Annotated in this window: 20 protein-coding genes; 15 read left to right on the top strand and 5 right to left on the bottom strand. The window is 59.2% G+C overall.

Features of this window, described 5'->3' with window-relative positions:
- The first annotated feature begins 21 nt into the window (after positions 1 to 21).
- The 14 genes from DY251_RS15210 (at position 22) to DY251_RS15145 (ending at position 17062) form a co-directional block, all read left to right on the top strand.
- Positions 22 to 1395, top strand: a complete 1374-nt coding sequence (locus tag DY251_RS15210; protein WP_116624778.1) for an ABC transporter permease — start codon at positions 22 to 24, stop codon at positions 1393 to 1395.
- A complete protein-coding gene (locus DY251_RS15205; RefSeq protein ID WP_116624777.1) occupies positions 1392 to 2801 on the top strand; it encodes an ABC transporter permease in 1410 nt (469 codons plus the stop codon). Before DY251_RS15210 ends, DY251_RS15205 begins: the two co-directional genes overlap by 4 nt.
- Positions 2802 to 2810: 9 nt before the next feature.
- Positions 2811 to 3500 carry a bacteriorhodopsin gene (locus DY251_RS15200; RefSeq protein ID WP_116624776.1) on the top strand — a complete coding sequence of 230 codons (690 nt, stop codon included), beginning with the start codon at positions 2811 to 2813 and terminating at the stop codon, positions 3498 to 3500.
- Between the two features lie 55 nt (positions 3501 to 3555).
- On the top strand, positions 3556 to 5760 hold the full coding sequence (locus DY251_RS15195) for a flotillin domain-containing protein (RefSeq protein WP_116624775.1): 2205 nt from the start codon (positions 3556 to 3558) through the stop codon (positions 5758 to 5760).
- 28 nt (positions 5761 to 5788) lie between these two features.
- Positions 5789 to 6247, top strand: coding sequence for a hypothetical protein (locus DY251_RS15190; RefSeq protein WP_137113818.1), 459 nt, complete (start codon positions 5789 to 5791; stop codon positions 6245 to 6247).
- Entirely contained in the window at positions 6244 to 8127 is a 1884-nt protein-coding gene (locus DY251_RS15185; RefSeq protein ID WP_116624773.1) for a hypothetical protein, read from the top strand. The genes DY251_RS15190 and DY251_RS15185 overlap by 4 nt, the downstream gene beginning before the upstream one ends.
- A gap of 7 nt (positions 8128 to 8134) precedes the next feature.
- Entirely contained in the window at positions 8135 to 9067 is a 933-nt protein-coding gene (locus DY251_RS15180) for a LysR family transcriptional regulator (protein WP_116624772.1), read from the top strand.
- Positions 9068 to 9146: 79 nt separating this feature from the next.
- The gene (locus DY251_RS15175; protein ID WP_116624771.1) at positions 9147 to 10109 is read left to right on the top strand and encodes a LysR family transcriptional regulator; all 963 of its coding nucleotides are present in this window, start codon (positions 9147 to 9149) and stop codon (positions 10107 to 10109) included.
- A 114-nt stretch (positions 10110 to 10223) separates the two neighbouring features.
- Positions 10224 to 11396 (top strand): CaiB/BaiF CoA transferase family protein, encoded by a 1173-nt coding sequence (locus tag DY251_RS15170; protein ID WP_116624770.1) that lies wholly within the window; start codon positions 10224 to 10226, stop codon positions 11394 to 11396.
- Positions 11393 to 12724 (top strand): MmgE/PrpD family protein, encoded by a 1332-nt coding sequence (locus tag DY251_RS15165; protein ID WP_116624769.1) that lies wholly within the window; start codon positions 11393 to 11395, stop codon positions 12722 to 12724. Before DY251_RS15170 ends, DY251_RS15165 begins: the two co-directional genes overlap by 4 nt.
- Before the next feature lie 2 nt (positions 12725 to 12726).
- Complete coding sequence (locus DY251_RS15160) at positions 12727 to 13884, top strand: acyl-CoA dehydrogenase family protein (protein ID WP_116624768.1); 1158 nt, start codon at positions 12727 to 12729, stop codon at positions 13882 to 13884.
- A 17-nt stretch (positions 13885 to 13901) separates the two neighbouring features.
- Entirely contained in the window at positions 13902 to 14741 is an 840-nt protein-coding gene (locus DY251_RS15155; protein ID WP_245415986.1) for an HTD2 family dehydratase, read from the top strand.
- Between the two features lie 18 nt (positions 14742 to 14759).
- Positions 14760 to 15563, top strand: a complete 804-nt coding sequence (locus DY251_RS15150) for an HpcH/HpaI aldolase/citrate lyase family protein (RefSeq protein WP_116624767.1) — start codon at positions 14760 to 14762, stop codon at positions 15561 to 15563.
- A gap of 20 nt (positions 15564 to 15583) precedes the next feature.
- A complete protein-coding gene (locus DY251_RS15145) occupies positions 15584 to 17062 on the top strand; it encodes an aldehyde dehydrogenase family protein (RefSeq protein ID WP_116624882.1) in 1479 nt (492 codons plus the stop codon).
- 881 nt (positions 17063 to 17943) lie between these two features.
- Here DY251_RS15145 and DY251_RS15140 read toward each other — a convergent pair.
- The 3 genes from DY251_RS15140 to DY251_RS15130 are packed head-to-tail and all read right to left on the bottom strand — an operon-like array spanning position 17944 to position 20587.
- Complete coding sequence (locus DY251_RS15140; protein ID WP_116624766.1) at positions 17944 to 18837, bottom strand: diacylglycerol kinase catalytic domain-containing protein; 894 nt, start codon at positions 18835 to 18837, stop codon at positions 17944 to 17946.
- A 12-nt stretch (positions 18838 to 18849) separates the two neighbouring features.
- Positions 18850 to 19833 carry an SPFH domain-containing protein gene (locus DY251_RS15135; protein ID WP_116624765.1) on the bottom strand — a complete coding sequence of 328 codons (984 nt, stop codon included), beginning with the start codon at positions 19831 to 19833 and terminating at the stop codon, positions 18850 to 18852.
- A 4-nt stretch (positions 19834 to 19837) separates the two neighbouring features.
- A complete protein-coding gene (locus DY251_RS15130) occupies positions 19838 to 20587 on the bottom strand; it encodes an NUDIX hydrolase (protein ID WP_116624764.1) in 750 nt (249 codons plus the stop codon).
- Between the two features lie 108 nt (positions 20588 to 20695).
- On the opposite strand from DY251_RS15130, the gene DY251_RS21300 reads away from it, so the two are divergent.
- Positions 20696 to 21184: a type II toxin-antitoxin system TacA family antitoxin gene (locus DY251_RS21300; RefSeq protein ID WP_147307442.1), complete on the top strand. Its 489-nt coding sequence runs from the start codon at positions 20696 to 20698 to the stop codon at positions 21182 to 21184.
- Between the two features lie 229 nt (positions 21185 to 21413).
- Here the strand turns inward: DY251_RS21300 and DY251_RS15120 are convergent, their stop codons facing one another.
- Together DY251_RS15120 and DY251_RS15115 are read right to left on the bottom strand one after the other, a co-directional pair.
- Positions 21414 to 22073 carry a hypothetical protein gene (locus DY251_RS15120; protein WP_116624762.1) on the bottom strand — a complete coding sequence of 220 codons (660 nt, stop codon included), beginning with the start codon at positions 22071 to 22073 and terminating at the stop codon, positions 21414 to 21416.
- Positions 22074 to 22334: 261 nt separating this feature from the next.
- Complete coding sequence (locus DY251_RS15115; protein ID WP_199498850.1) at positions 22335 to 23129, bottom strand: hypothetical protein; 795 nt, start codon at positions 23127 to 23129, stop codon at positions 22335 to 22337.
- Positions 23130 to 23306: the final 177 nt, after the last annotated feature.

The raw sequence follows: 23306 nt of genomic DNA, 5'->3' as shown, positions 1-23306 counted from the left end.
AGGTTGTCAGGCTAACGTTCGATGTCGCAGTCCAGGGGTTCACAAAACACCTACCTGCTCGTGCCGATCCTGCTGATCGCCTTGCTCTTGGGCACGGCGGTTATCAGGGGGCCGAATCTCGTCTCAATGGCGGGCTTCGGCAGCGCGATCATCGTGGCGGCCCCGTTGATTTTCGCGACGTTCTCATTGATGTCTCTCGCAGTGGCGGGACGAGGCACTGTCGATCTGGCAGTCGGCCCGCTACTGGCCTTTATCAACGTATCACTGGTCAGGTTGAATGGCCTGGAGGTGGTCACCGGTCCCTTCGGCGTGTTCTTCGTCGCGATCGGTATAGGTGTCCTCTATCAACTGCTTTTCGCCCTCATCATCATCTTCGTGCGCGTCCAGCCGATTATCGTTGCGCTCAGCGGATTCCTTGCGTTGACCGGCATCAATCTCGTCATCCTTCCGCGCCCCGGCGGTTCAGCACCGGAGTGGATGTTATCGTGGGGCGTGGGTACGACGATATTCTCGCCGGTCCTCCTCCTTCTCCTACTGGCGATTGGCGGCTGGCTGCTTTTCACAGTCACCTCCTTCTATTCGAACCTTCGCCTGATGGGTTATGACGAGCGTGCGGCCTATACGAGTGGCGTTCGCATCAACCTTGTCCGGGTTGGCGCGCATATCATCGCCGGTATATTCGTTGGTCTGGGGGCGATCTGCTACACAGCGCTCATCGCATCCGGCGACCCGACCCAGGGCACGACGATGACGCTTACTGCGGTCACGGCTCTGGTGCTTGGCGGCGTGAGCCTGTCGGGCGGACGCGGCGGCGTGACGGGTGCGCTTTTGGGGGCGGTGAATCTCTTCCTCATCGGCTATGTACTCGCGACCTTCAACTTCGGCGCAACGCAAGCCTTCGTCACGCAGCTTTTCTATGGTCTGATCCTCGTGCTGTCGCTGTTGCTGACGCTGCTGGTGCCGGTGATCGGGCGCTATCTCTACTTTATTTCACCCTTCGCCGCCTTCATCGTTCTCGGTGCGATTGTCGTCGGCATCATGCTGCAAGTCAGCACCTACGACGCATATGTGCTGGCGGATGCTGCCGCAGGTGCGGCTAAGCCAGCGGCCACTGGTGCGGCGGGGTATTTCCTGCTCCCGATTGCAGATGGTGGGGTTTTAGGGTTCGTCGATCTAAGCCCGATCCAGCGCATGGCGATGATCGGGGTCGCCGCACTCGCGGTTCTGGTCTTCACGGCGCGTATGATCGTTGCTGAAGCCGCCGCAGTTCGTTTCGGCGCTTTCATGTACGTCTTTATCGGCGGGCTGATCCTGCTGCTCTTTTTCGTCGTGGGTGAGCAGACCCATGCCGACAGCGTTTCGCCGCCCCAGCAATCGTCGGGAGTCTCGCCATGAGCCAGACCTATTTGCCCGCGCGCAGCAGCTCTGCTTTCATTCCGCGCTCTCGCGCCCTTGTCTGGCTCAATCTGGCGCTCACCTTCATTGTCGGCGCCATCGGCTTCGGGCTGGGATTCTGGCAGGGCATCAGCGCGCAACAGGTTATCCTTTATACGGTCGTGCTCGTCGCAATCCTGTTTGGGCTGCTGAACTATATCGCGGTCATCTTCGAGGGACGGCTGGACGCAACCGCGACTCCCGAAGCAACCAACGAAACGGCAGAGGGGCCGCGCTCCCTCTGGGCCAACAACAGAATTGTGATCGTCGTCATGGTGACGATGCTGATCGTCTACCTGTTGATCACGGCAACCGTGCCGACCTTCCGCACACTCGGCAACCTCATCGCGTTCCTGCTGCTGGAAGCGATCCTGGTGTTCGCGTTCAAGGTCAGCAACCGCTTCTCGCATGGCCGCAGTGCATTCATCGGCCTGATCGTGCTTCTGGCGCTCATCGTCATCAGTTCCTTCACGATCAGCGGTTTCCTTTCGGCTGCGAATATCCGTGCAATCCTGCTGTTCGCAGCCTTTCTCGGCATCGCATGCATTGGCCAGACCCTCGTCGCGCTGCTCGGCGGTCTTGATCTTTCCATTCCTTTCGTGATCGGAGCATCCAACATCGGGCTGCTGTTTCTCGTCAGTCTCGGGGTGCCGCCATGGCTGGCGTTCTGCTTCGTGTTGATCATCGGTGGTGGAATCGGCTTCCTGAACGGCGTGCTTTCCTACCGCCTGCAGGGGCAGGCATTGATCCTGACACTCGGAATGGGCTTCGCCGTTGCCGGTCTTGTCCAGATTCTTACAAGCATCGGCTCGTCCTTCAGCGGCAACGTCTTTGCGCCGGTTCCGAAGTGGTTGCAGAATCTGGCCGCCATGAACGGCAAGACGTTCGGCCTCTCGGTTCCACCAACCATTATTCTCTGGATCGTGCTCGCGATCATCGTGATTGTCGGATTGCGATATACTGCCTACGGACGACACATCTATGCACTTGGCGGCAATCGCCGCTCGGCCAAGCTGATTGGCATCTCCGAGTTCAAATACTGGACGCTGGCCTACACCATCAGCGGAATCTCGGCGGCGCTCACGGGTTCACTGCTTCTCGGCTGGAGCGGGGGCGGGTTCATCGGCGTCGGCGACCAGTATCTCTTCACGACTCTGGCAGCCGTGGTCATCGGCGGCACCTCGCTCATGGGGGGTCTTGGTGGCTATGGATACACTGTCATCGGTGTTTTGGTTTTACAGGTTCTCAGCTCGTTCCTGATTGGCATCGGCCTAAAATACGAGTGGCAACAATTCATCTTTGGCCTCCTGATCCTGCCGATGGTCGCGCTGTATGGCCGCGCCCCGCACATCAGGGCGCAAGTCTAGGGGAGACACATGTTCCAAACCCTTTTCTCATCGAGCGACGTCACCAGCACCGCGCTTAGCGTTGCAACCGTTGCGACGCTTGCGACAGCCGTGCTGACGATGCTCGGGCTCAGTTGGACATCGGAGCGGTGGCGCGTCCCCGTCGCGCTATCGGCAGTCGCGCTGCTTGCCTCCGGTCTGGTCTACCAGTCGGCACTGAACCTGTGGCTTACCGGTCATCAGCTAACCCCGGCAACGAGGTATGTCGCCTGGTTCGTGGTCCAACCGCTGCAGATCTGCTCGGTCTTCTTCTTCGCGCGTATCAGCGGGGCAGTACCGTCTGGTGTGTTCTGGCGTACTGGAGCAGCGGCGATCCTGATGGTTCTGTCCCGCTACCTCGGCGACGCGCAGATATTCAATCCGACACTTGGCGTGCTGCTGTCGATTGCCTTCTGGCTCTATATTCTGGGTGAGATGTATTTCGGCGCCATGGCTGAGGTCGTTCGAAAGTCGAGCCGCCCAATCCGTCTCGGTTACTTCTGGGTTCGCCTGATCATGACGATCGGCTGGGCCATATATCCGATCCTGCATTTTGTGGATGTCGTTATCGGCGCCGGCCACGTGCCAAGCGTCATCGTGCTCTACACAGTAGCAGACCTCGTCAATCTTATCGCAGTTTCGCTGATCGTTCTCGCCGTCGCCGGCGAGGAGCGCTTCTAGGCAACACCAGTTCGGCGCTGCCTTGGCGCGCCACGGAAATAGTGGAGGACTACCCATGAACGGCGCCGACGTCATCGCCATCGTTATCCTCATAACGATAGTCATCGCGATCCTTGTCTACCTACTTCACTGGCTCTACCGGCACTCCTCAAAGGACCAGTCTTTCGTCCGCACCGGTTTAGGTGGGGAAAGGGTAGTGATGGGCGGCGGTGCCCTCATCATCCCGATCGTGCACGACATCACACGGGTGAACATGAACGCCATCCCGGTGGAAATTAAGCGGGTAGGCGAACAATCGCTCATCACCAAGAACAAGATGCGCATCGACATTGTCGCAGAGTTCTTTGTTCGGGTGATCCCGTCGAAAGAGGGCGTTTCGATAGCGGCGCGTACTCTTGGTGAACGGACGCAGGATCCGGCGGCGCTCAAGGAAGTCGTCCAGGGCCGGTTCATCGATGCGATGTCGGCAATCGCCTCGACGATGACCATGGAGGAGATCCACGCGAACCGTGGCAAGTATATGCACGAGGTTTCCGAGCTTGCTTCGAAAAGTCTTGGCTCGAACGGACTGGAACTCGACAACGCCTCTCTGACCAGCCTTAACCAGTCCAGCATATCGGTGTTCGATCCCTCTAACGCGTTCGATGCCGAAGGTCTGACGCAGCTCACCGAACAGATCGAGGAGCGGCGCCAGCTGCGCAACAAGATCGAGAACGAGTCGCGCCTGAGCATCAAGCTCAAGGATTATGAGACTGAGCAGCGCGCGCTGGAGATTGATCGCGACCTGGAATACGCGCGCCTTGAGCAGTCTCAGGCAATCGAGGTGCGCCGCGCCAATCAACTCGCCGAGATCGAATCTGAACGCTCGACGTCCACCATCAATATTACCACCGCAAAGATCCGCAGCGAGCAGGAGTCCGAGCGGCTTCGTATTGCCAAAGATCGGGCGGTCGAGTCTGAGCGTATCTCCATGACCAACGAGGTTCGCGCCCTCGAAATCCAGCGTCAGCAGGAGACTGAGCTGACGGCGATCAATTCGAAGCGCGACCTCGACTTGCAACGCATCACGAGCAAGCGCCAGGTCGAAGCGCAGCGCATTGAAAACGAGCAGCAGGTAAAGGAATCCGAGATCCGGTCCCGTCAGGAAATTGCGATCAGCGAGACGAGTTCGACTGCGGCAATCGATCAGGCAAGGCTCGAAAGCCAGCGTGAAGTGGAAAGCCAGCGCATCGAGACCGATAAGGTGATTGAGCTTATGGCGGTCGAAAAGGAAAAGGAGATCAATATCTCGAACGAGCTTGCCGATGCTGAAGAGGAAAAAGCTCGCATCGCCAAGCGCTACAATGTCGATATGGAGCGCCTGAAGAGGGACGAGGAGATCGTTCATCAGGAGATAGCGAAGAATCAGAAGATCAAGCTCGCGGAAACAAAGGCTTTTCAGAACATCGAAGACGCGGCCATCGTGGCAAACCGCGAAGTGGACGAGTTGCGGATCGCTGCGCGCAAATTCGTCGACAAGTTTGAGATAGAACAGCAGAAAGAAGTTGAGATCGTCGACAAGGATCGCCTGATCGCGGTCATCAACAAGTCGATAGAGGAAGCTGTTGCGAAGACCGAAGCCGCGAAGGCGCTCAAGCGTCAGGCCGAGCTTGAGGAGCAGATCAACAGCGCACGGGAGGAAGAAGTCGCGGGCCGCGTCAAGCGGATCGAGATGATTCAATCGGCATCGCGTACCGAGCGCGACGCCCAGCGCGTTACTGCGGCCGCGCGTGCGGACAAGGAAGCTGCCGAGTTCCGCGCACTGGCCGAAATCGCTGAGGCGAATGCCGCTGAAGTCCGTTACGCCAAGGATGCCGAGGGCCAGAAGCTCCTCAACGAGTCCGAGAACATGCGCAACGACGCCAGCCGGCGCAGCGCGATCTACGAGAACCTCGTGCGCAACCTGCCGAGCATTATCCGCGAGACGGTCAAGCCGATGGAAAACATCGACTCGATCAAGATTCTTCAGGTCGACGGTCTGCCGGGCATCAACAGCCCGTCGGAAATGGTTGGCGGCGAGGGCGGCGCTGGCGGAGGCGGCAGTGGCAACATGACAGACCGCGTCGTCAATTCCGCCATGAAGTACCGCACGCAGGTCGCGTTCGTAGACGGGCTGATGAAGGATCTCGGTCTGCCGATCGAGAACCTCGGCAGCGCCGGTGGCATGTCATTCCGTAACTTCCAGGGCAATGAGACGCCGGGCAAGGACAAGGACGACTGAGAGCAGCAACTGACAGGGACACACCGCCATGAATCCTGAACAGACCCATGATCGACTTGATCGCCATGCACTCGTAATGGCGATCTGGGTTGCCTTTGGCTTTGCCGCGGTGGTCCTGATCAATCATGGTTTGGGGCTGGGTGGGGCGGTGTTTCTCTTCGCCGGTGCGGGCGCGATCATCCTTGGCTTTCTTGGGCATGTCATCGTCAACGCCGTCTATGCCACGACATTCACGCCGCGTGAATTGGCCCTCGCACTCGTCATCTATGTGGTCTGCCTGATCTCATTCGGAGTGGCGACACTGCTGGACCGCGATTTCGCGTCACGGAACTTCCTGGCGCTCAGTGCGGACTTCATCGTCATTGGTGTCGTCGTCATAACCTACATGATCATTCATTTCGGCGTTCGCCGTACATTCCAGGCATTCGACGTCATCCGGGATTTCGGCGACGAAAGCCGCAGCAGCACGTCAGGAGCCGAGAAGTGACCTTCGTACTCCTCACAGCGCTGGCGTTGCTCGCCGCACTTGGCCTTTATTTCGGCACGATGAGTGCCCGGGCCGCGTCATCGGCAAGCGAATATCTCGATGCAGGGCGCACCCTGCCGACCTGGGTGCTGGTGTTCGCCGGTGCCGGTGTCTCACTCGCGGCGATTGGCCTGAACGATCAACTGAGGCTGCTTGCCATCTACGGTCTGCAGGCGAACCAGATCGCAGTCGGTCTGATCCTTGCCGCCCTGTTCGCGGCGCTCTTCCAGAAGAGGGTATGGGTAGCCTCCCGGCTGACCGGACTGTCGACCATCGGCGATCTGCTCGGCGCCTACTTCGGCAGCATCACGATCCGCCTCTATCTTCTTTTCGTGCTCTTCCTCTTCAGCATCCCGGTAGCAGCATATTGTCTCGCGGAGTTCGGCGAGATTGTTGAAGCAACGACAGGCGGCGCTGTTCCCGCGAGTTATGCAATCTGGGGCACCGCGATCTATCTCTTTATCGCAGGCGCGCTCGGCGGGTGGCGAGGTACACTTTACTGGGTGTCGATGCTGTCGCTGGTCTGCCTCGTGCTGCTCGTCCTCAGCGGCGGCTTTATCGTTGCCGGCTTCGATGCCGTCGCCTTTCCCGTGCAGGGCATTGCCACCGCTCAGGGGATACTGGCCGATCGCATCCCCGGAGTAATTCAATTCACGGCAGGCATCGGAAGAGAAGAGGCTATTGGAGGGCCGTTCACAGCAATCGCCGGCTTCACCTTCGCGATAGGCATGATCGGCATATCGCTCAGCCCTGCCTTCTCCTTCTTGGGAATCACCAGCTCATCGAAGAAGGGCTTCGCCTTAAGCCAGGTCTGGATGGTGGCCGGTGTGACGGCGGGCCTTCTCGGTCTGTTCGGTCCGGTGATTGCTGCTGAAATCGCAGCGCTGGGCAACGGACAGCATGTTGGGGGTTTGGTCGCCAAATTCGCCGCGTTGAATGAACTCTCGGCAGTTGCGCTGCTCATCATGCTGCTGGGTAGCCTGCAAATTGCCATTGCGTTCTTCGCCAATTCGGGCGCGAGCATCGTGACGCTTGAACTGGTCAGCCGCTACATCCTTCCCGATCTAGACCAGAATGGGCAGCGACTTGCATCGCGGATCGCACTTGCCGGAATCTATCTCTGCGCTGCTGCGGTCGCGAACTTCGCTCCGCTAAGCGCAGCCGTGTTTGGCGCTCTTGCCTTGAGCCTTTCGGTTCAGCTCCTGCCGGCCTATCTCGGCCTTTGTTGGGTCCCCTGGATCAGCCGCAGCGGTGTCATCGTCGGGCTGATACTCGGAATTCTGCTGGTCGTGTTCACCGAACCGTTCGGTCTTATCCTGTTTGACCGGTTTTTCGTTGAGATACCGTGGGGCAGGTGGCCGCTGACAATCCATTCAGCCGCGTGGGGCCTCGCTTTCAATTTCCTTGCCGTCCTGCTTGTCTCCCTTTTCAGCCGGGGCGGCGAGGAGCGCACCCACCGTGAGCAGTTGCACGCTGCCTTTGAAAGCAGCGATCCCAGAGTCGTGCGCGGAGCGGCGATTACCGCCCGCTGGTCGCTCATTCTGGTCTGGTCGTTTCTGGCACTTGGGCCGGGGGCCATCCTCGGCAACAGCTTCTTCAGTGACCCTATATTCACGCAGGGCTCGATTACACCCGGCCTGCCATCGCTGTTGATCTGGCAGATATTGTTCTGGATCGTGGGCGTCGTTCTGGTCTGGTGGCTCGCTTATCAGGGCGGGCTATCGGTGATCGTGACAACTCCGAAGCGCGTTGTCGATCTGGCGCCACCGCGCAATCCGCTCTTCGAGCCCACGACGCCGCCGTGGATATCGCGTCTGCTTGGTCGAGTAGTGAACAGGTAGCGCGGCGATGGACAAGTCTGTCGTCGACCTGAGAAGATTGAGATACTTCGTCGCCGTCTGCGAACATGGCGGCTTCTCGCGGGCATCTCATTCCATTGGTATCGCCCAGCCTTCGCTGACGAGGCAGATCAAGCTGCTGGAACAGGAAGTCGGGATTCCGCTCATCGTGCGCACCGGGCGAGGGGCGGTGCCGACCCTGGAGGGCCGCTATCTGCTCGATCGCTCCCGCGCGCATCTGGGAGGCATCGACGCGGCTGTCAGGGAATTGAAGGCTCGTTCCTCTGGCCTGCAGGGGGAGGCCGTCCTTGGAGTCTGCCCGACAATCGCTCCGTTCTTTGTCGATAACATCAAGAGCTACCTCAGAGATTACCATCCCAAGGTAAACCTGAGCATCGTCGAGGCGTATAGCGGAGATCTGATGAACCTCCTGCGGCGCGGTCAGCTGGACCTGTCACTGACATACAAGCCAAGTTCTCCAAACGGCGTGCTGATCCGGGAATTGTTCTCCGAACGGCTGGTCTATGTCACCAGCTTCGATGAAAACGCAGAACGCCGGGAATGGACTCTTTCGGAGATCCAGCGGAGCAAGCTCATCTTGCCGTCACGTATTCACGAATTGAGGCGCATCATCGATGCCGTCTGTGAGGAGCGGGGAATGAACCTCAATCCAGACCTGGAACTTGACAGCCTCTCAGCGGTCAAGGCCATCGTCGCAGAGCGCGACACGCAATATGCGACGATCCTGCCATACAACAGCGTCAAGCAGGATATATTCGCAAAGCGGCTCGGTGCGTTTTCGATTGACGATGACGCCATGAAGCGGACCATTGCAGTCGTGACACCTTCCAAAGGTTCATCGGGTGACGTGGTTGCGAAGGCGCTTGCCGAAATCATAGCCGATATGAGTTTGGCGATCAGCCAGTCTACCATCGTCGCTTAGCTAGACAAATCATACACATTTCCCCTAGTGTAAATAACGAGAATGTATAGCTCCTGTGTTCTCGCGATAAGGGGTGCGTATGGATCTTCGCCAAATCCGATATTTCCATCAGGTCGTCGAAAGCGGCTCCTTCTCAAAGGCTTCGAACCAGCTGCACATCGCGCAGCCGGCGCTCAGCCAGCATGTACGGCACATGGAGGAAGAGCTTGGCGTCCCGCTGCTCTTTCGCAATGCGCAAGGTGTGACGCCGACGGAAGCCGGTGTGCGGCTCATGGTGCATGCCAAGCGCATTTTGGGCGAATTCGCAGAAATCGCCGACAGTGTCCGCGGGCAGGCTCACGCCCCGTCAGGTGACGTTCGATTTGGCATGCCCGGAACGGTTGGTGAATTGCTGGCAGCGCCACTGATCGAGGCCGCGAAGCTTAAATACCCCGACATCCGCATCCGCGTCGTCGAAGCGATGAGCGGCTACGTCCTGGAATGGCTCAGGCGCGGGGAGGTCGATGTGGCGATGATCTATTCGACGTCTGACCCGCGTGGGCTCGAAGTGCATCATGGGCTCTCCGAGGAGATTTGCATATTTGCGACACCGGAATTGGCTGCTGATTGTAAGCTCGACAAGGCAGCTTTCGACCTCTCGTCCGCGCTGAAGCTGCCGCTGGTGGTGCCCGGTCCGGGACACGGGCTGCGGAACCTGATCGACGATGCTGCGGTCATCGTACGAAAGCCGGTGAACCCGGCAATCGAAATCGATTCATACAGCCAGATCAAAAAACTCGTCGGCCGCGGGCTCGGATTTGGCATTCTTCCTCAGATGGCAATCGAAAGGGAGACGCGTTCCGGCGTATTTAAATCCTGGCGCTTCGCCAATCCGTCGATCACCCGCAAAGTCTATCTCGCTTATTCCACGGAACGGCCGTTACTGAACGCGCCCCGTGCCGTGGCACAGCTCTCCTGGGAGATACTGCGGCAGCTTGTCGCCGACGGAGAGTGGACAGCAGAGCTTCCGGAGCAACCGAACCATCCCGCGCTGTTCAGCTGAGCAAAACGGCCAGCCCCCTCAGTTTCGCTATACCCTCCATCTAGAAATGCTATTTGACCTCAACCGCTCCGGGCTCTCTTCTGTGACAACGCAAAAGAACATAGGGAGCGAGCCATGCTTGGCGCGCTGGAGGGAACGACTGTTGTGGCGCTGGAGCAGGCTGTTGCCGCCCCGCTTGCAACCTCGCGGCTCGCGGACGCCGGTGCCCGTGTCATCAAGCTCGAACGACCCGAGGGCGATTTCGCGCGCGGCTATGATGACTACGTCAACGGCATATCGAGCTATTTCGTCTGGAATAACCGCGGCAAGGAATCCTGCATTGTTGATCTGAAGCGGGCAGACGATCTGCAACTGGTTGAGCAGATGCTCGCCAAGGCCGATATCTTCGTTCAGAACCTCGCTCCGGGCGCAACCGACCGCCTTGGGATCGGCAGTGCGGAACTGCGCAAGCGCTTTCCCCGCCTGATCGTCTGTGACATCGGAGGCTACGCGCCGGGCACTCCTGATCATGATCGCAAGGCCTACGATCTTCTCATTCAGGCCGAAGCCGGACTGTCGGCCGTGACCGGCTCCGCAACGTCTGGACCGAGCCGGGTCGGCATATCTATTTGCGACATTTCAACCGGTCAGGCAGCCTACGCTGCAATCCTTGAAGCTCTGCTTATTCGCGCGCGCACCGGGCAGGGGACGCATATTCAGGTATCGCTCTTTGATACCCTCGCAGAATACATGAACGTGCCATATCTGGCGCGTCGATACGGTGGAAAGGAGCCGCGTCGCCTCGGGCTCGCGCACCCGTCGATTGCCCCTTATGGGTTGTTCCAGACCTCCGACGGCGAGGTGCTCATTGCCATCCAGAACGAGCGTGAATGGGAGACGTTTTGTGACCGCGTTCTTCGCGATCCATCGCTGAAGAACGATAGCAGATTCTCCAGCAACGTATCACGGATCAACAACAGGCAGGCGCTGGATGAAATCGTGCAGGCCGTTGTCGCAAAGCATGACCTCGCGGGAATATGCAAGCTTCTGGACGACGTGCGTATCGCCTATGGCCGTCTGTCGTCGATGGAGGGCCTTAACGCGCATCCCAGCGTCACCAAGAGCACGGTCAAGACATCGGCTGGCGAGGTCGAGATCATCGCCTCACCGGTCACGATGGACGGCAAACGCGCGATACTCGGGCCAGTGCCTGATCTGGGCGCCAACACTGCCGCTTTGCGGGCGGAATTCGGTTCCGGCGGCAGCGTCGGACGCAAGCAGGCATTCGCGGGAGAAGCACCACAATGAGCCTGACAAGAAATCTCACGAAACTCATCCGCTCGAAGCCCGTCTCGGACAAGGATCTGGAATGGGCAGCACTTTTCGTTCTGGATACGCTGGGTTGCGCGCTTGGCGCGCTTAAGACCGAGCCTGCAAGGATGTTGCAGGCTGTTGCACCCCCCGAAACATCGGATGTGCCACGGCGCGCCTTCTATTTGGGCGGGCTCGCTCACATTCTGGAAATGGATGACCTCCATCGCGACTCGGTGACCCACCCCGGCAGCGTTGTCATTCCTGCGGCATGGACGATCTCGGAGCACCGCAATCTGAACGGCCGGGAATTCCTGAAGTCAGTTCTCGCGGGATACGAGGCGATGTGCCGGGTCGGAAATTCGGTCGGCAAAGCGCACTACAGAGTCTGGCACAACACTTCGACCTGTGGGCCGTTCGGTTCCGCGTTCGCTGCGGCGGACCTTCTGAAGCTCGACGAGGATCAAACCGTCTGGGCTTTGGGAAATGCCGGAACGCAATCATCGGGTCTCTGGCAGTTTCTTGCCACCGGTGCCATGTCCAAGCATCTGCACACCGCGCGCGGCGCGGAGTCGGGCATCCTTGCGGCACAGCTGGCAGCCGAGGGATTCACCGGCCCCGAAGAAATACTGGAGGGCGAGAAGGGCTTTTACGCAGGTCTCTGCACGGATCCCGTGCCGGAGAATGTGTTGGCGAATCCTGATGCGGATTGGCAGTTGATCCGCACATCGATCAAGCCGTGGCCGTGCTGCCGACACACCCACCCAGCCATCGACGCAGCAATCGACTTGCATAGGCAGCTCGGAAATCGCGAGATCGCGTCGGTTTCGGTCGGCGCATATCAGGCGGCACTCGATGTCTGCGATAGGCCGGTTCCTAACGATCGCTACAGCGCCAAGTTCTCGCTCCAGCACACGGTGGCAATCGCGCTTGCCGAAGGCAAGGTGATCCAGGCCAGTTTCGATGCGGATGCGCGTGAACGCGTGGCGGAAATTCGCGACAAGGTCGCAGTTTCGCTCTCGGAGCCTATCAACAACGCCTATCCAAAGTCCTGGGGCTCCGAAGTGTCGCTCACGACCACGAGCGGATCGACACTGAGCGAAGTGCGCAGTGAAGCGAAGGGCGATCCGGGGAACCCGGTGTCAGCCGGCGAGGTCGAGGCCAAGGCGCGTCTGCAACTCGCCGAGGCCGGATTGTCTGACCGGCGTATCGACGCACTTGTCGATGCCATCTTGGACCTGCCGAATAACTATCCGGTGCTAGATCTCGATCTCTTGTCGGACATATCGATCAACGAAAAGACGCGCGTGGCGCGGAGCGCATAAACATGGAAGATTTTGATGATCATAAGGACATCCGCGAGGCTGTCCGGAAGCTCTGCGAGCAGTTTCCCGGTGAATACTGGCGCAAGGCAGATGCAGAGCGCGCATATCCCGCCGAGTTCGTGAAAGCCCTCACCGATGCCGGCTATCTGGCAACGCTCATTCCAGAAGAGTACGGCGGATCGGGCCTGACGCTCTCTGCCGCTGCTGCGGTGCTGGAGGAGGTTCAGCGTGCCGGCTGCAACGGGGCTGCCTGCCACGCCCAGATGTATGTGATGGGCACGGTTCTGAGGCATGGCAACGAGTCGCAAAAGGAGAAGTATCTTCCGAAAGTCGCCTCCGGCGAGCTTCGCCTTCAGGCGTTCGGCGTAACCGAGCCGACAAGCGGAACCGATACCAGTTCGATCAGAACCTTCGCCAAGAGGGAAGGGGATCACTACGTCGTAAACGGCCAAAAGATCTGGACGAGCCGGGCGGAATACTCGGATCTCATGATCCTGCTTGCAAGAACGACGCCAAAGGATCAGGTCGCGAAGCGCACCGATGGCCTCTCGGTCTTTATCGTGGACATGCAGGAGGCAAAAAAAGCGGGGCTGACCATCCGTCCGATCCGCACGATGATGAATCACTCCACAACGGAAGTGTTCTTCGACAACGTGAAGGTTCCCGCCGAAAACCTTGTTGGAGAAGAAGGAAAAGGCTTTCGCTATATCCTTTCCGGGATGAATGCCGAGCGTATTCTGATTGCGGCGGAATGTGTGGGCGACGCAAAGTGGCTCATCGAAAAGGCCTCAAATTACGCCAAGGATCGCAATGTTTTCGGACGTCCGATTGGTGCCAACCAGGGCATTCAGTTCCCGATCGCCCGAGCTTACGCAAACATGCGCGCCGCCGAATTGATGGTGCGAGAGGCAACACGCCTCTACGAATCTGGAAAGGACTGTGGTGCGGAAGCAAACATGGCCAAGATGCTTGCGGCCGATGCGTCAAACGAGGCTGCAAATGCCTGCATCCAAACGCATGGCGGCTTCGGCTTTGCTGAGGAATATGACGTCGAGCGCAAGTTCCGCGAAACCCGGCTTTATCAGGTCGCTCCGATCTCGACGAACCTGATCTTGTCCTATCTGTCAGAGCATGTTCTGGGCATGCCGAGGTCGTATTGAAGGTCATGGCCTCCACCATGAAAACTGACAAGCCGTTTGCCGAGTGGATCGGACGCACATCAGTGTCCGAGGATGCTGTAACCGAGCGCCTGAACGAGAGCTACAAGGCGATCTTCGATACTTATCTGGCGCCTGTGCCCGATGGCGTGGCGCCACTTGGCATTCATTGGTGCCTTTCCCCAGCCATAGCTACCATGTCGCAACTCGGGGAGGACGGTCACCCGGCGAAAAACATGTCCTTGCCGCCGGTCCCGCTTCCGCGGCGCATGTGGGCGGGCGGTGAACTCGAAATCCTTGATCCGCTCCAGATCGGTGACAAGGTCAGGCGCACGTCCACGATTCAGGACGTTGTTCGCAAGGATGGCCGGACTGGCGATCTCTGGTTCGTCACGCTCGGTCATGTATACGAGACAGAGCGCGGGCCTGCTGTCCGTGAACGGCAGGACCTGGTCTACCGCGAGGCTGCGAAGCCGGGTGCGAAGGTAGCGATACCTTCGGCTGCACCGGAGTCAGAGCCTGCTGCGGCAAGCAGAACGATCGAAACGTCTCCGACGTTGCTGTTCCGCTATTCGGCGCTCACGTTCAACGGCCACCGTATCCACTACGATCTGCCATACGCGACCGGAGTCGAAGGATATGACGGCCTCGTCGTGCATGGACCAATTCAGGCCACGCTGCTGCTCAATCTGGCGGCGACGTCGGAATCCGCCAGCCTTGGACGCTTCAGCTATCGCGGTCTGTCGCCGGCGATTGCTGGCAATCGTCTCGCTATATGCCGCGGTTCTGGCGAGAAATCGAACCAATACTGGACCGAGAGCGGCGAGGGTGTCCGCCATATGCAAGCCTCGACGAGCTAACCGCAGGCTGGAAACACAATGTCCATAAGTTCACTCGTCGCTCCGCTCTTCGTGCCAGCCAATCGTCCGGAAAGGTTCGCGAAGGCGGCAGCATCTGGTGCCGATGCCGTCATCATTGACCTGGAGGATGCAGTATCTCCCAACCAAAAAGACGCGGCGCGGGCAAATCTGGCCAGTATCGGCGCCCTGCCAGTCCCCGCCTTTGTTCGAATCAATGCGATCTCGACACCTTGGTTTACGAGCGATCTCGACGCCCTGCGGACCTCCGGCTGTCGCACGGTCTGCCTTCCGAAGGTTGAGAGCCCCGAACTGGTCGAACAGGTTCTCGCTGTTCTCGGGCGAGACATCACTATTCTCGCGCAAATCGAGACGGCCAAGGGGTTGCAGAACGCCGCAGCGATCGCGGCACATCCCAATATTCTCCAACTCGCTTTCGGCCCGGCAGACTTCTTTCTGGATATGGACGTCGCCGTATCGAAAGAGCTGACGGCTTTTTCGCTGGCATCGCTTGCCGTCGCCAGTCGGGCGGCTGGCAAGCAGCTTCCGCTGGACGGTCCGGCCTTTGCCATCAACGATGCCGATGCTCTCGCTCAGGAGTGCGCGCTGGCTGTTTCATTGGGCGCCGCCGGCAAATTGTGCATCCATCCAAATCAGGTCGCGCCCGTACTGAAATCATTTCGCCCGTCGGAAAAGGATGTCGATTGGGCACGGCGCATCATCGCCGCAGATAATGCTGGCGCTGCGCAAATTGTCGAAGGCCAGATGATCGATGCTCCGATCGTGGCGCGGGCAAGATCGATACTCAGTCGCGCTGCGGCGTGACGTTGCGCAAGGAGAATTACATGGCTGACGATCCAACGAAGGGCGCTCGAGTCATTGCCGGTGCCAAAGGCGTGTTCATCAACAACGAGTTTCGCACGAGCAATTCCGGAAAAACGCTCGACGTTTATGCACCGGGGGAGGGCGCAGTGTTCGCCGAAATCGCGGCGGGAGACGGTGTAGACATCGATAGGGCAGTCGCAGCCGCCCGCCACGCGTTTTCTCAAGGAGCCTGGGGCAAGCTCGCTCCGTTCGAAAGAGGGCGACTCCTCGCTAAGCTTGGTCTGGCAATTCTCGACAATGCCGAGGAACTTGCGCAGCTTGAAGCCCGCGACACCGGAAAGCCGATGAAACAAGCGCGGGCCGATATACAGGCTTGCGCTCGCTATTTTGAATTTTACGGCGGTGGTGCTGATAAATTCCATGGAGAGACGATCCCGTTCCTCAACGGCTTTTTCGTCGCGACCGAGCGCGAACCACATGGCGTGACGGGGCACATCATTCCTTGGAACTACCCGGCGCAAATGTTCGGCCGTTCTCTGGGACCAGCGCTTGCAACCGGAAACGCAACCGTCCTGAAGCCTGCCGAAGACGCATGCCTGACCTCGCTCCGGCTGGCTGAGTTGGCTGCCGAGGTCGGTTTCCCGGCCGGTGCCATCAACATTGTTCCGGGATTGGGCGCGGAAGCCGGTGCAGCGCTTATCAGCCACCCTGGCGTCGATTTCCTTTCCTTCACAGGTTCTCCCGAAGTCGGTGTCATGGTGCAGACTGAAGCAGCAAAGAACTTCATTTCTTGCGTGCTCGAACTGGGCGGCAAGTCGCCCCAGGTGGTTTTTTCCGATGTTGATCTGGAAGCAGCACTTCCGAGTCTCGTTAACGCGATCGTTCAGAACGCTGGACAGACCTGTTCTGCCGGCTCGCGGCTTCTGGTGCAGAAATCGGCGTATGACCGCGTGGTAGAGGCCGTTGCTGATCGGTTCAGCAAGCTGCGGGCCGGTAGCCCGGAAATGGACCTTGATCTCGGCCCACTCATCAGCCAGCTTCAGAAGAAGCGGGTGGAGACGTTCATCGCGAAAGCTGCCGACGACGGAATTCCGATCCTCTCCAAGGGCAAAGTCGCCGAAGGAGCGCCATCGGACGGCTTCTACGTAGCGCCTCACATGTTCGGGCCGGTGCCGCGCTCGAACACTCTGGCTCGTGACGAAGTATTCGGACCTGTGCTCTCGGTGCTTCCATTCGAAGACGAAGCGGATGCAATTGAACTCGCCAATGGAACAGACTTCGGTTTGATTGCGGGCGTTTGGACGCAGGATGGCAAGCGCGGAACCCGTGTCGCTCGTCAGATCAGAAGCGGTCAGGTTTACATAAACGCGTACGGAGCTGGCGGCGGTATCGAACTGCCGTTCGGCGGAACGCGGAAGTCGGGACACGGGCGTGAAAAAGGAATGGCTGCGTTACATGACTTCACAACGCTCAAAACCATTATCACCAAGCATGATTGAGGCTTGCGCTAAGCTGGCGTGGGAATTGGCGATAAAGTCTTGAGGAAAAAACACAACAATTCAAATCGCTTCTTAGCGTAGACGACTACAATGGTGTAACCGGCGGTTCAGCCGCAAAAAGCAATACCTTACGGCTACCTGCGTTTGTTCCAAAGAGTGCGGTTTCGCTATCCGTTGTTTTGGGTATGATCTTCTGATTCCTTGCTATTCTCGCAATTGAAACGACGATGTGTGTTGCATAGTGAAATCGGTGCTGTTTGTAGCGCAGCGTTCAAAGCGGAATAGCAACGGACAAGGCCGCGTAGCGGCGTTTATTTTCTCTCCTGTTGCGTCATAGGGCGAGACCGGCAGTGGCCGTGCACAGGGACGGGCCGGCGCGCTTTCAAATGGCGCCGTAGCCGGACCGTCCCTGTGTGCGGGCACGGATTACAAGGAGGTGTCGCATATCTTGGATCGGCGAGCTGACGCAAAAAGCGCCAACCTCTTCGTCTCCGCTCCTAAACGTTTCTTATGAAACTCTCGCCTGTGCGCCATATGCTGGCGTCGGCGCTCTTGTTCCTCACGTTCGTACCGTCGGACTTATCTTGCTACTGCGCTGGACGTGATTTCCGTCCAATTTAAAGTGCAGCGCCGGCTGATTTTAATTCTGCTAGAAAACAAACTCTCAACGGTGAAGCCACCGGAGCCCACACGAGCCGCACCCCGACCGGTCGCGACCTGGCCAGCAGCTAACGCACGGTCGGGTGCTTGCTAGGGAGATTGGCAGACATGAATGTCCGTTGGCCAAATGCTGATCGTCGCCTCCGATCTCTGCAGGGCGCTTTAGCAAGATGTTGCTTGCTTCTTCACCACTTCAAAGCCGCCGCGTTTTCCCTTAGCTGTCATCCAGTGACAAGATTGAGGGTGCGTGCCGATGGTGCGACGGTGAGACGGCGGCCCCAGTCGAAGGCGATCCTGTCCTGTTCCATGCCGTCCGCGAAGATCGTGCCGCCTTCGTTCATGCGTGAGGTGATCGTCAGCCCACCGTCGGCGAGTTTTCCGGCGCGCAGTGTTGTTCCCGTGGCCACGCTCGGAAACGGTTCGCGCACGAAATAGGCGACGGCTTTTTCCTGCGGTTCCAGTGACAAATGGATCCCGGTCGCCTCCATGATCGAGCGCGCCCAGCCGGTGGCGCCCGTACCGGAGGCGACGATCAGGCCGCTTGAGCTATGGTTTTCCTCCGCTGAGCCCACCGCGATGCGGTAGCGCGCAGACTGGTGGCTGCGATGCCCGACGAAAACTTCGTTAAGCGCGAGGATGTGTTCGCCGTTTTCCAACAGCGCCTCGACCATAGTGCGGCGCTCCAGTGCCACATCGTCGTGGACGCTGGCCGGGAGCAGCCTCGCAAGACGCTCGGGCGCGATGCGCACCAGAACGCCGTCATAGAGATCGGGAGCGGGATTGACGCCCAGCACCAGCTGACCGTCGAGATACTTGGCGACGTTGGCGACGAGCCCATCTTGCCCGACCGCGACTACGACATCTTCCGGCCCGAACAGGAAACGGTCGAAATCGGCCCGTCGCACCAGCGTCTGCCGCCATTCGCTGGGAACGGTCGTGCGCGCCTGGCGCAGCACGTCGACAAACCGTTCGTGCCGCGCCTCGACCTGGGCGAGCTGTTGGCTGCGCGTTTCGAGGAAGAAACGAGCCTGCTCGCGCGTGGCGTGGCGTGCGAGCAGAAGCTCGTAGTCGGTCTCGCGCGTCACGAAGACGGCGCGGGGCGCGTTGGTGGCCATGGTCGACGCTCCCTAGCTCGCGTCGACCACCGGCGGCACCTTGCGGAAGCCCTCGGCGAGGCTTGCCAGCAGATCCGGCGTCACGTTGACATGGTCGATCCTGTCGAGCTTGGACGCCAGCTCGCGAGCGGCAAGCCCCATCATCACCGCCGGCGGCAGGTCGCGGTAGATTGCCATGCGGGCAAGCTCAGCCTCCGACTTCGCGGTCTCCAGCGTGCGGATGCGTCCGGCTTCCGCCTCGGCTTCCACCTGCATCGCCTCGGCCTGTCCCGTAGCGCGATTACGCGCGTTTTCCGCCTCTTCCACGATCAACAGCTTCTCGCGCTTGGCGAGTTCGACCTTGTTGGCCAGTTCGTTCTCCGAGATAGCCCGCTCCTTCTCTACTGCCAGGGCCCGCCGCTCGAAGGTCGCCTCGTCTGCCTTCTGCTGCAACGCCTCGAAGGTCGGCGTCTGGAGCGCACGCTCCAATTCGCTGGTCGGCGTGAGGCTAGCGAGCCTGACAGCGACCACCGCGACCGCGATCTCACTCAGGCTCGGTACCTCAGCAAGCGCGACCTCGATGCGGGCGCGTAGCGGCTCGATACCAGCGTCGAGCAACGCACGCACCGGTGCGGCGGCGAGATATTCAAGCGCAGCCTGGCTGACGAGGCCGGCCAGCCTTGCCTCGATGCGTTCGATCGGCTCGCTACGGGGCTGCCCGTTATTCAGCGCGACGCTGAAGTCGACGCGGCTCGCCAACACTTCGGGATCGGCGACGCGCCATGTCAGCACGCCCTGCACGGTAACGGTCTGGAAGTCCTGACTGCGTCCCTTGATAAACAAGGTCGCCTCGCGATCGTCCATAGGCACTTCCGCGATGCTCGACGTACCCGGCCCGAACCAGAAGACAAGGCCACGCCCGCTCTGGCGGATGCCCTTGTTGCCGTAGCGTATGACATGGCTGCTGGCATCGCTGCGCAGCCGCGCCAAAGGGCCAAAATTACGTATCTGGGCCATGATCCTATGTCCTTTCCGATGCCTGGATAAGTGGTTTGAGCCGATAGAGTTCGGCGGGCCGGAAGGATGCGCCGGTCTCTCTCTCACCGGTTGCCTCGATCCATCCCTTGTCGAGCATGCGACGCCTGAAGGCCGGCTTGTTGAGCTGCACCCCAAGGATGGCCTCGTGCACGTCCTGAAGTTGGCGCAGCGTGAAACGTTGGGGCAGAAGCGCAAAGCCGACGGGCGAATAGTCGAACTTGCCACGCAGCCGCAGCATGGCGAGGCCGAGCATCTCGGCATGGTCGAAGGCGAGGGGCAGGAGGCCGTCCCCACCGATTGCAGCGGCAGGCCCACCAGTCTCGCCCGGCCAGGCGACGGCAACGCGAGCAAGCGTCAAGTCTACCGAGGAGTTCTTCAACGCGGCGGCATAGCGATCCGCCGGCAGCAGGGCGAAATAGGCCACGCTGATGATGCGCATGCGCGGATCGCGATCAACCTCACCGAAGGTGTAGAGCTGTTCAACATAGGCGTCGTCCATCCGCGCTTTCTCGCGCAGCACGCGATGCGCGGCGGCGTCGAGCGACTCGTCGATGTCCACGAAGCCGCCGGGCAGCGCCCATTTGTCTTTCGCTGGTTGCTCGGTGCGCCGGATCAACAGGACAGCCGGCGCGCCATCCACGACCGACATGAGGACTAGATCGACGGCGACAGAGGGGCGCTCGTACTCGGCGGGGTCATAAGTTTGCAGGAACTGAGTTTCTGTGTCGGTCATGGCAGCAACTTATATCCAATATGCGCATTAGATAGATGCAAAATGCATATAAGTCAACGGACGCGGATAAGCCCATGCGTCTGAACCGACGTAGGGGGCCTATGCGCGGTGCTGCAGTTCCATATCAGGCACGAGGCGGAGCCTATCCTCGTCCCGTTTGGTCCAGCGCATCAGGTGGTAAAACCGCCGAGCAAATCAGCTCTGAATCGAAATAGGGAACAACGCAATGTTCATGGATCCGGCAATGATAATCGTGGGTTGGCAGCTGCCAATGCCATCTGGCTGTCCGCTGAGAAGAGATCCCGTGCTACAATGGGAAAAGCATTTCCCTGGCTGATGGAGGCTGCCTTCACGAACGACCAAAACGACCAAACAATATCAGTGGTGATCGAGCTTCGCTTTTCGCCTGAAGAACTGGCCGACATCGACCGGGCTGCTCAGTATGAAGGCCTCGACCGAGTTACCTTTTTACAACGCGCAGCCATTCCAGGCGTGAGAGACGCGTTGCGTATGTCTGACATTCTGCAATCTCTCGAGGGCGTCGGAGGTGAAGACCCTATCTTCCATTGGCCGACTCCACCGGAGAAAGAGAAGTGATGGCGACCGCAATCGGCCGTTTTCCATAGCCAGCGCGGATCGAGTACATAGCCGATGGCTCACGACATTGATTGGCCAAGTCGTCAGCTTTTCGGACGCTGCAGGGGTCGTTGTCATCGTCTCAGAGCAGACGTCGATGCCCAGCCGTGTTACAAAGGTGATCAGGATTCATCCTAACGAGCGAGCACTCTCGCGTTCGCAGCGGAGTGCCGGGTCACTGGGGGAAGGTTCATAAATCTCCCGACGCCATCGCGTAGTTGCTTAAGCGGGCAAGGTTGGCATTGAACCGGTCAATGCGCTCACACAGGTCAGCTGCCGCGTTTCGCTGCCACTCGATCGACTGTCTGCCGGCGTGCAGCAACTGATAGATATCGTTGCGGATCGAGGATTTGCCGAAGGACCCAAAGACCGTCTCGCGCAGGATGTCGACGAACTCACGGTTCCGTTTGTCATCGCTCATGCTACCGAGCGCTGCATCCAAGCCTTCGAGCAACTCCTCGACATCGCTTGTCGTCTTCGCGAATTTCTGACGAAGCTCCGCTTCGGTGCGGGCGGACAGACCGTCGCGCGCGATGGCCTCGAGCGTGCTGACCATGCCGCCTCGGATGAAAAAAAGCTGCTGTGCGTCATTGGCGCGCTGGTGATTGGCACGCATCCGGAGGTGTGCACCAACAAGGCGCTTTAAGAGCTCGTCCTGCTCATTCGAACGGCGGCTCATGTCCACTTCCCATCGCTGCCTTTCTAATTCCTCGATCGGCGGATGGGTAACAGCATAGATGTTGGTGAGGAGGCTTGCGCCAGGAATGATCTCAACGGCGCCTTCGACAACGCCACGCGCTAGGGCGCGTTTTGGATGTTGCTTCGGTGGTTCGATCGGACCTTCCTTCATACCCCTCTCCAATGTGTGATGAGGGACACTATCATACGTAACGCAGCCGTGCTTGCCGTGCTTGCTTTAGGGCACGATCGGTGATTTTGCGCCCCCATAACCGACGCTTTGATCAGCCAGCATATTTCCCGAAAGCGGACATTAACAACACTGGCTGGTTTCTGTTTTTTAGCGCTGGCGAACGTTGCGGGAGAGCGCGATCAAAAGCTCAATTCCTGAGCCAACCAAGAGGACCATTGAAGCATACGAGATTCCCCTCCATTAGTGCCTCAACCGCCGTCGTATCCCGGCTTCGGTGTCCTGTTGTTCGGCTTCCCGCTCATACGTTTTGACCATCGACATCAGTAGCGAAGACGACACGAAGGGATGCGTGAACTGCAAGGCGTCGGCCCAGTTGCGATACTTGTCCGCGAGTTCCCGTTCTTGACCGCCCCCTTCACCGCGCCAATGGACGCCGCGCGCGTTATAGAGGCCCGTACGGGCGCCGCTGGAGACGTCCTCGGACTGCAAATCCTCCATCACATCACGAACAACCTCGTTCGGCCACACGCCATCCTTGCCAGCGGGCGCGTTGGAGAGAAGCTTGCCCAAGCACACGTCCGCGATTGCCGTGCGGTCGAGTTCGGCGCAAGACTTCCTTACCGCCGCAACCCACTCCGCGAGCTTTTTGCGCTGTTCCTCTTCGGTCGCCTTATCCTGACCGGGGATGCGCTTAATGGCTTCAAGGAGGCGGTATCCACGCTTTGCCAGATGCTCGCGGCCTTCGGTAATGCGAAACTCGGGAGGATCTTCGCCGCGGTCTTCGCGCTTATACGCCCACACGACCGCCTGCACGAACATCTCAGGGTGTTCCTCGATGTAGCGCTCGAGGTTTGGAATCTGGTGGCCATCTTCACCTCGAAAAGAGCGCGCCAGAACGTCAAGGTATGCGAACTCCAGCCCGGCCTTTTCCTCTGAAGGGACGTCCGGGTTGCGATTCAGCATCTGGAAGGCACGCTGCACGTCGTAGTCGTGCAGCTGGTACTCGCCAGGCTTGTCGTTTCCGTCCTTGGCCATGGCAGATAGCATCTGCACAAGGAGGGGCGGGCGTATTTCTTCGAGCTTGAAATGTACCGAGGCAAAGGCTGCCCGAGGGCGTTCTGTTGATTTCCACTCAGAAGTGAGCCGGGTTTTCCATCGAGAAGTGAGCCACCTCTGATTATGGATTTCGAGTCATGCTGGGGTCAATACGGT

The sequence above is a fragment of the Mesorhizobium denitrificans genome (assembly GCF_003403035.1).
Classification (GTDB): domain Bacteria; phylum Pseudomonadota; class Alphaproteobacteria; order Rhizobiales; family Rhizobiaceae; genus Mesorhizobium_G; species Mesorhizobium_G denitrificans.
This window is presented reverse-complemented; position numbering and strand designations above follow the sequence as displayed.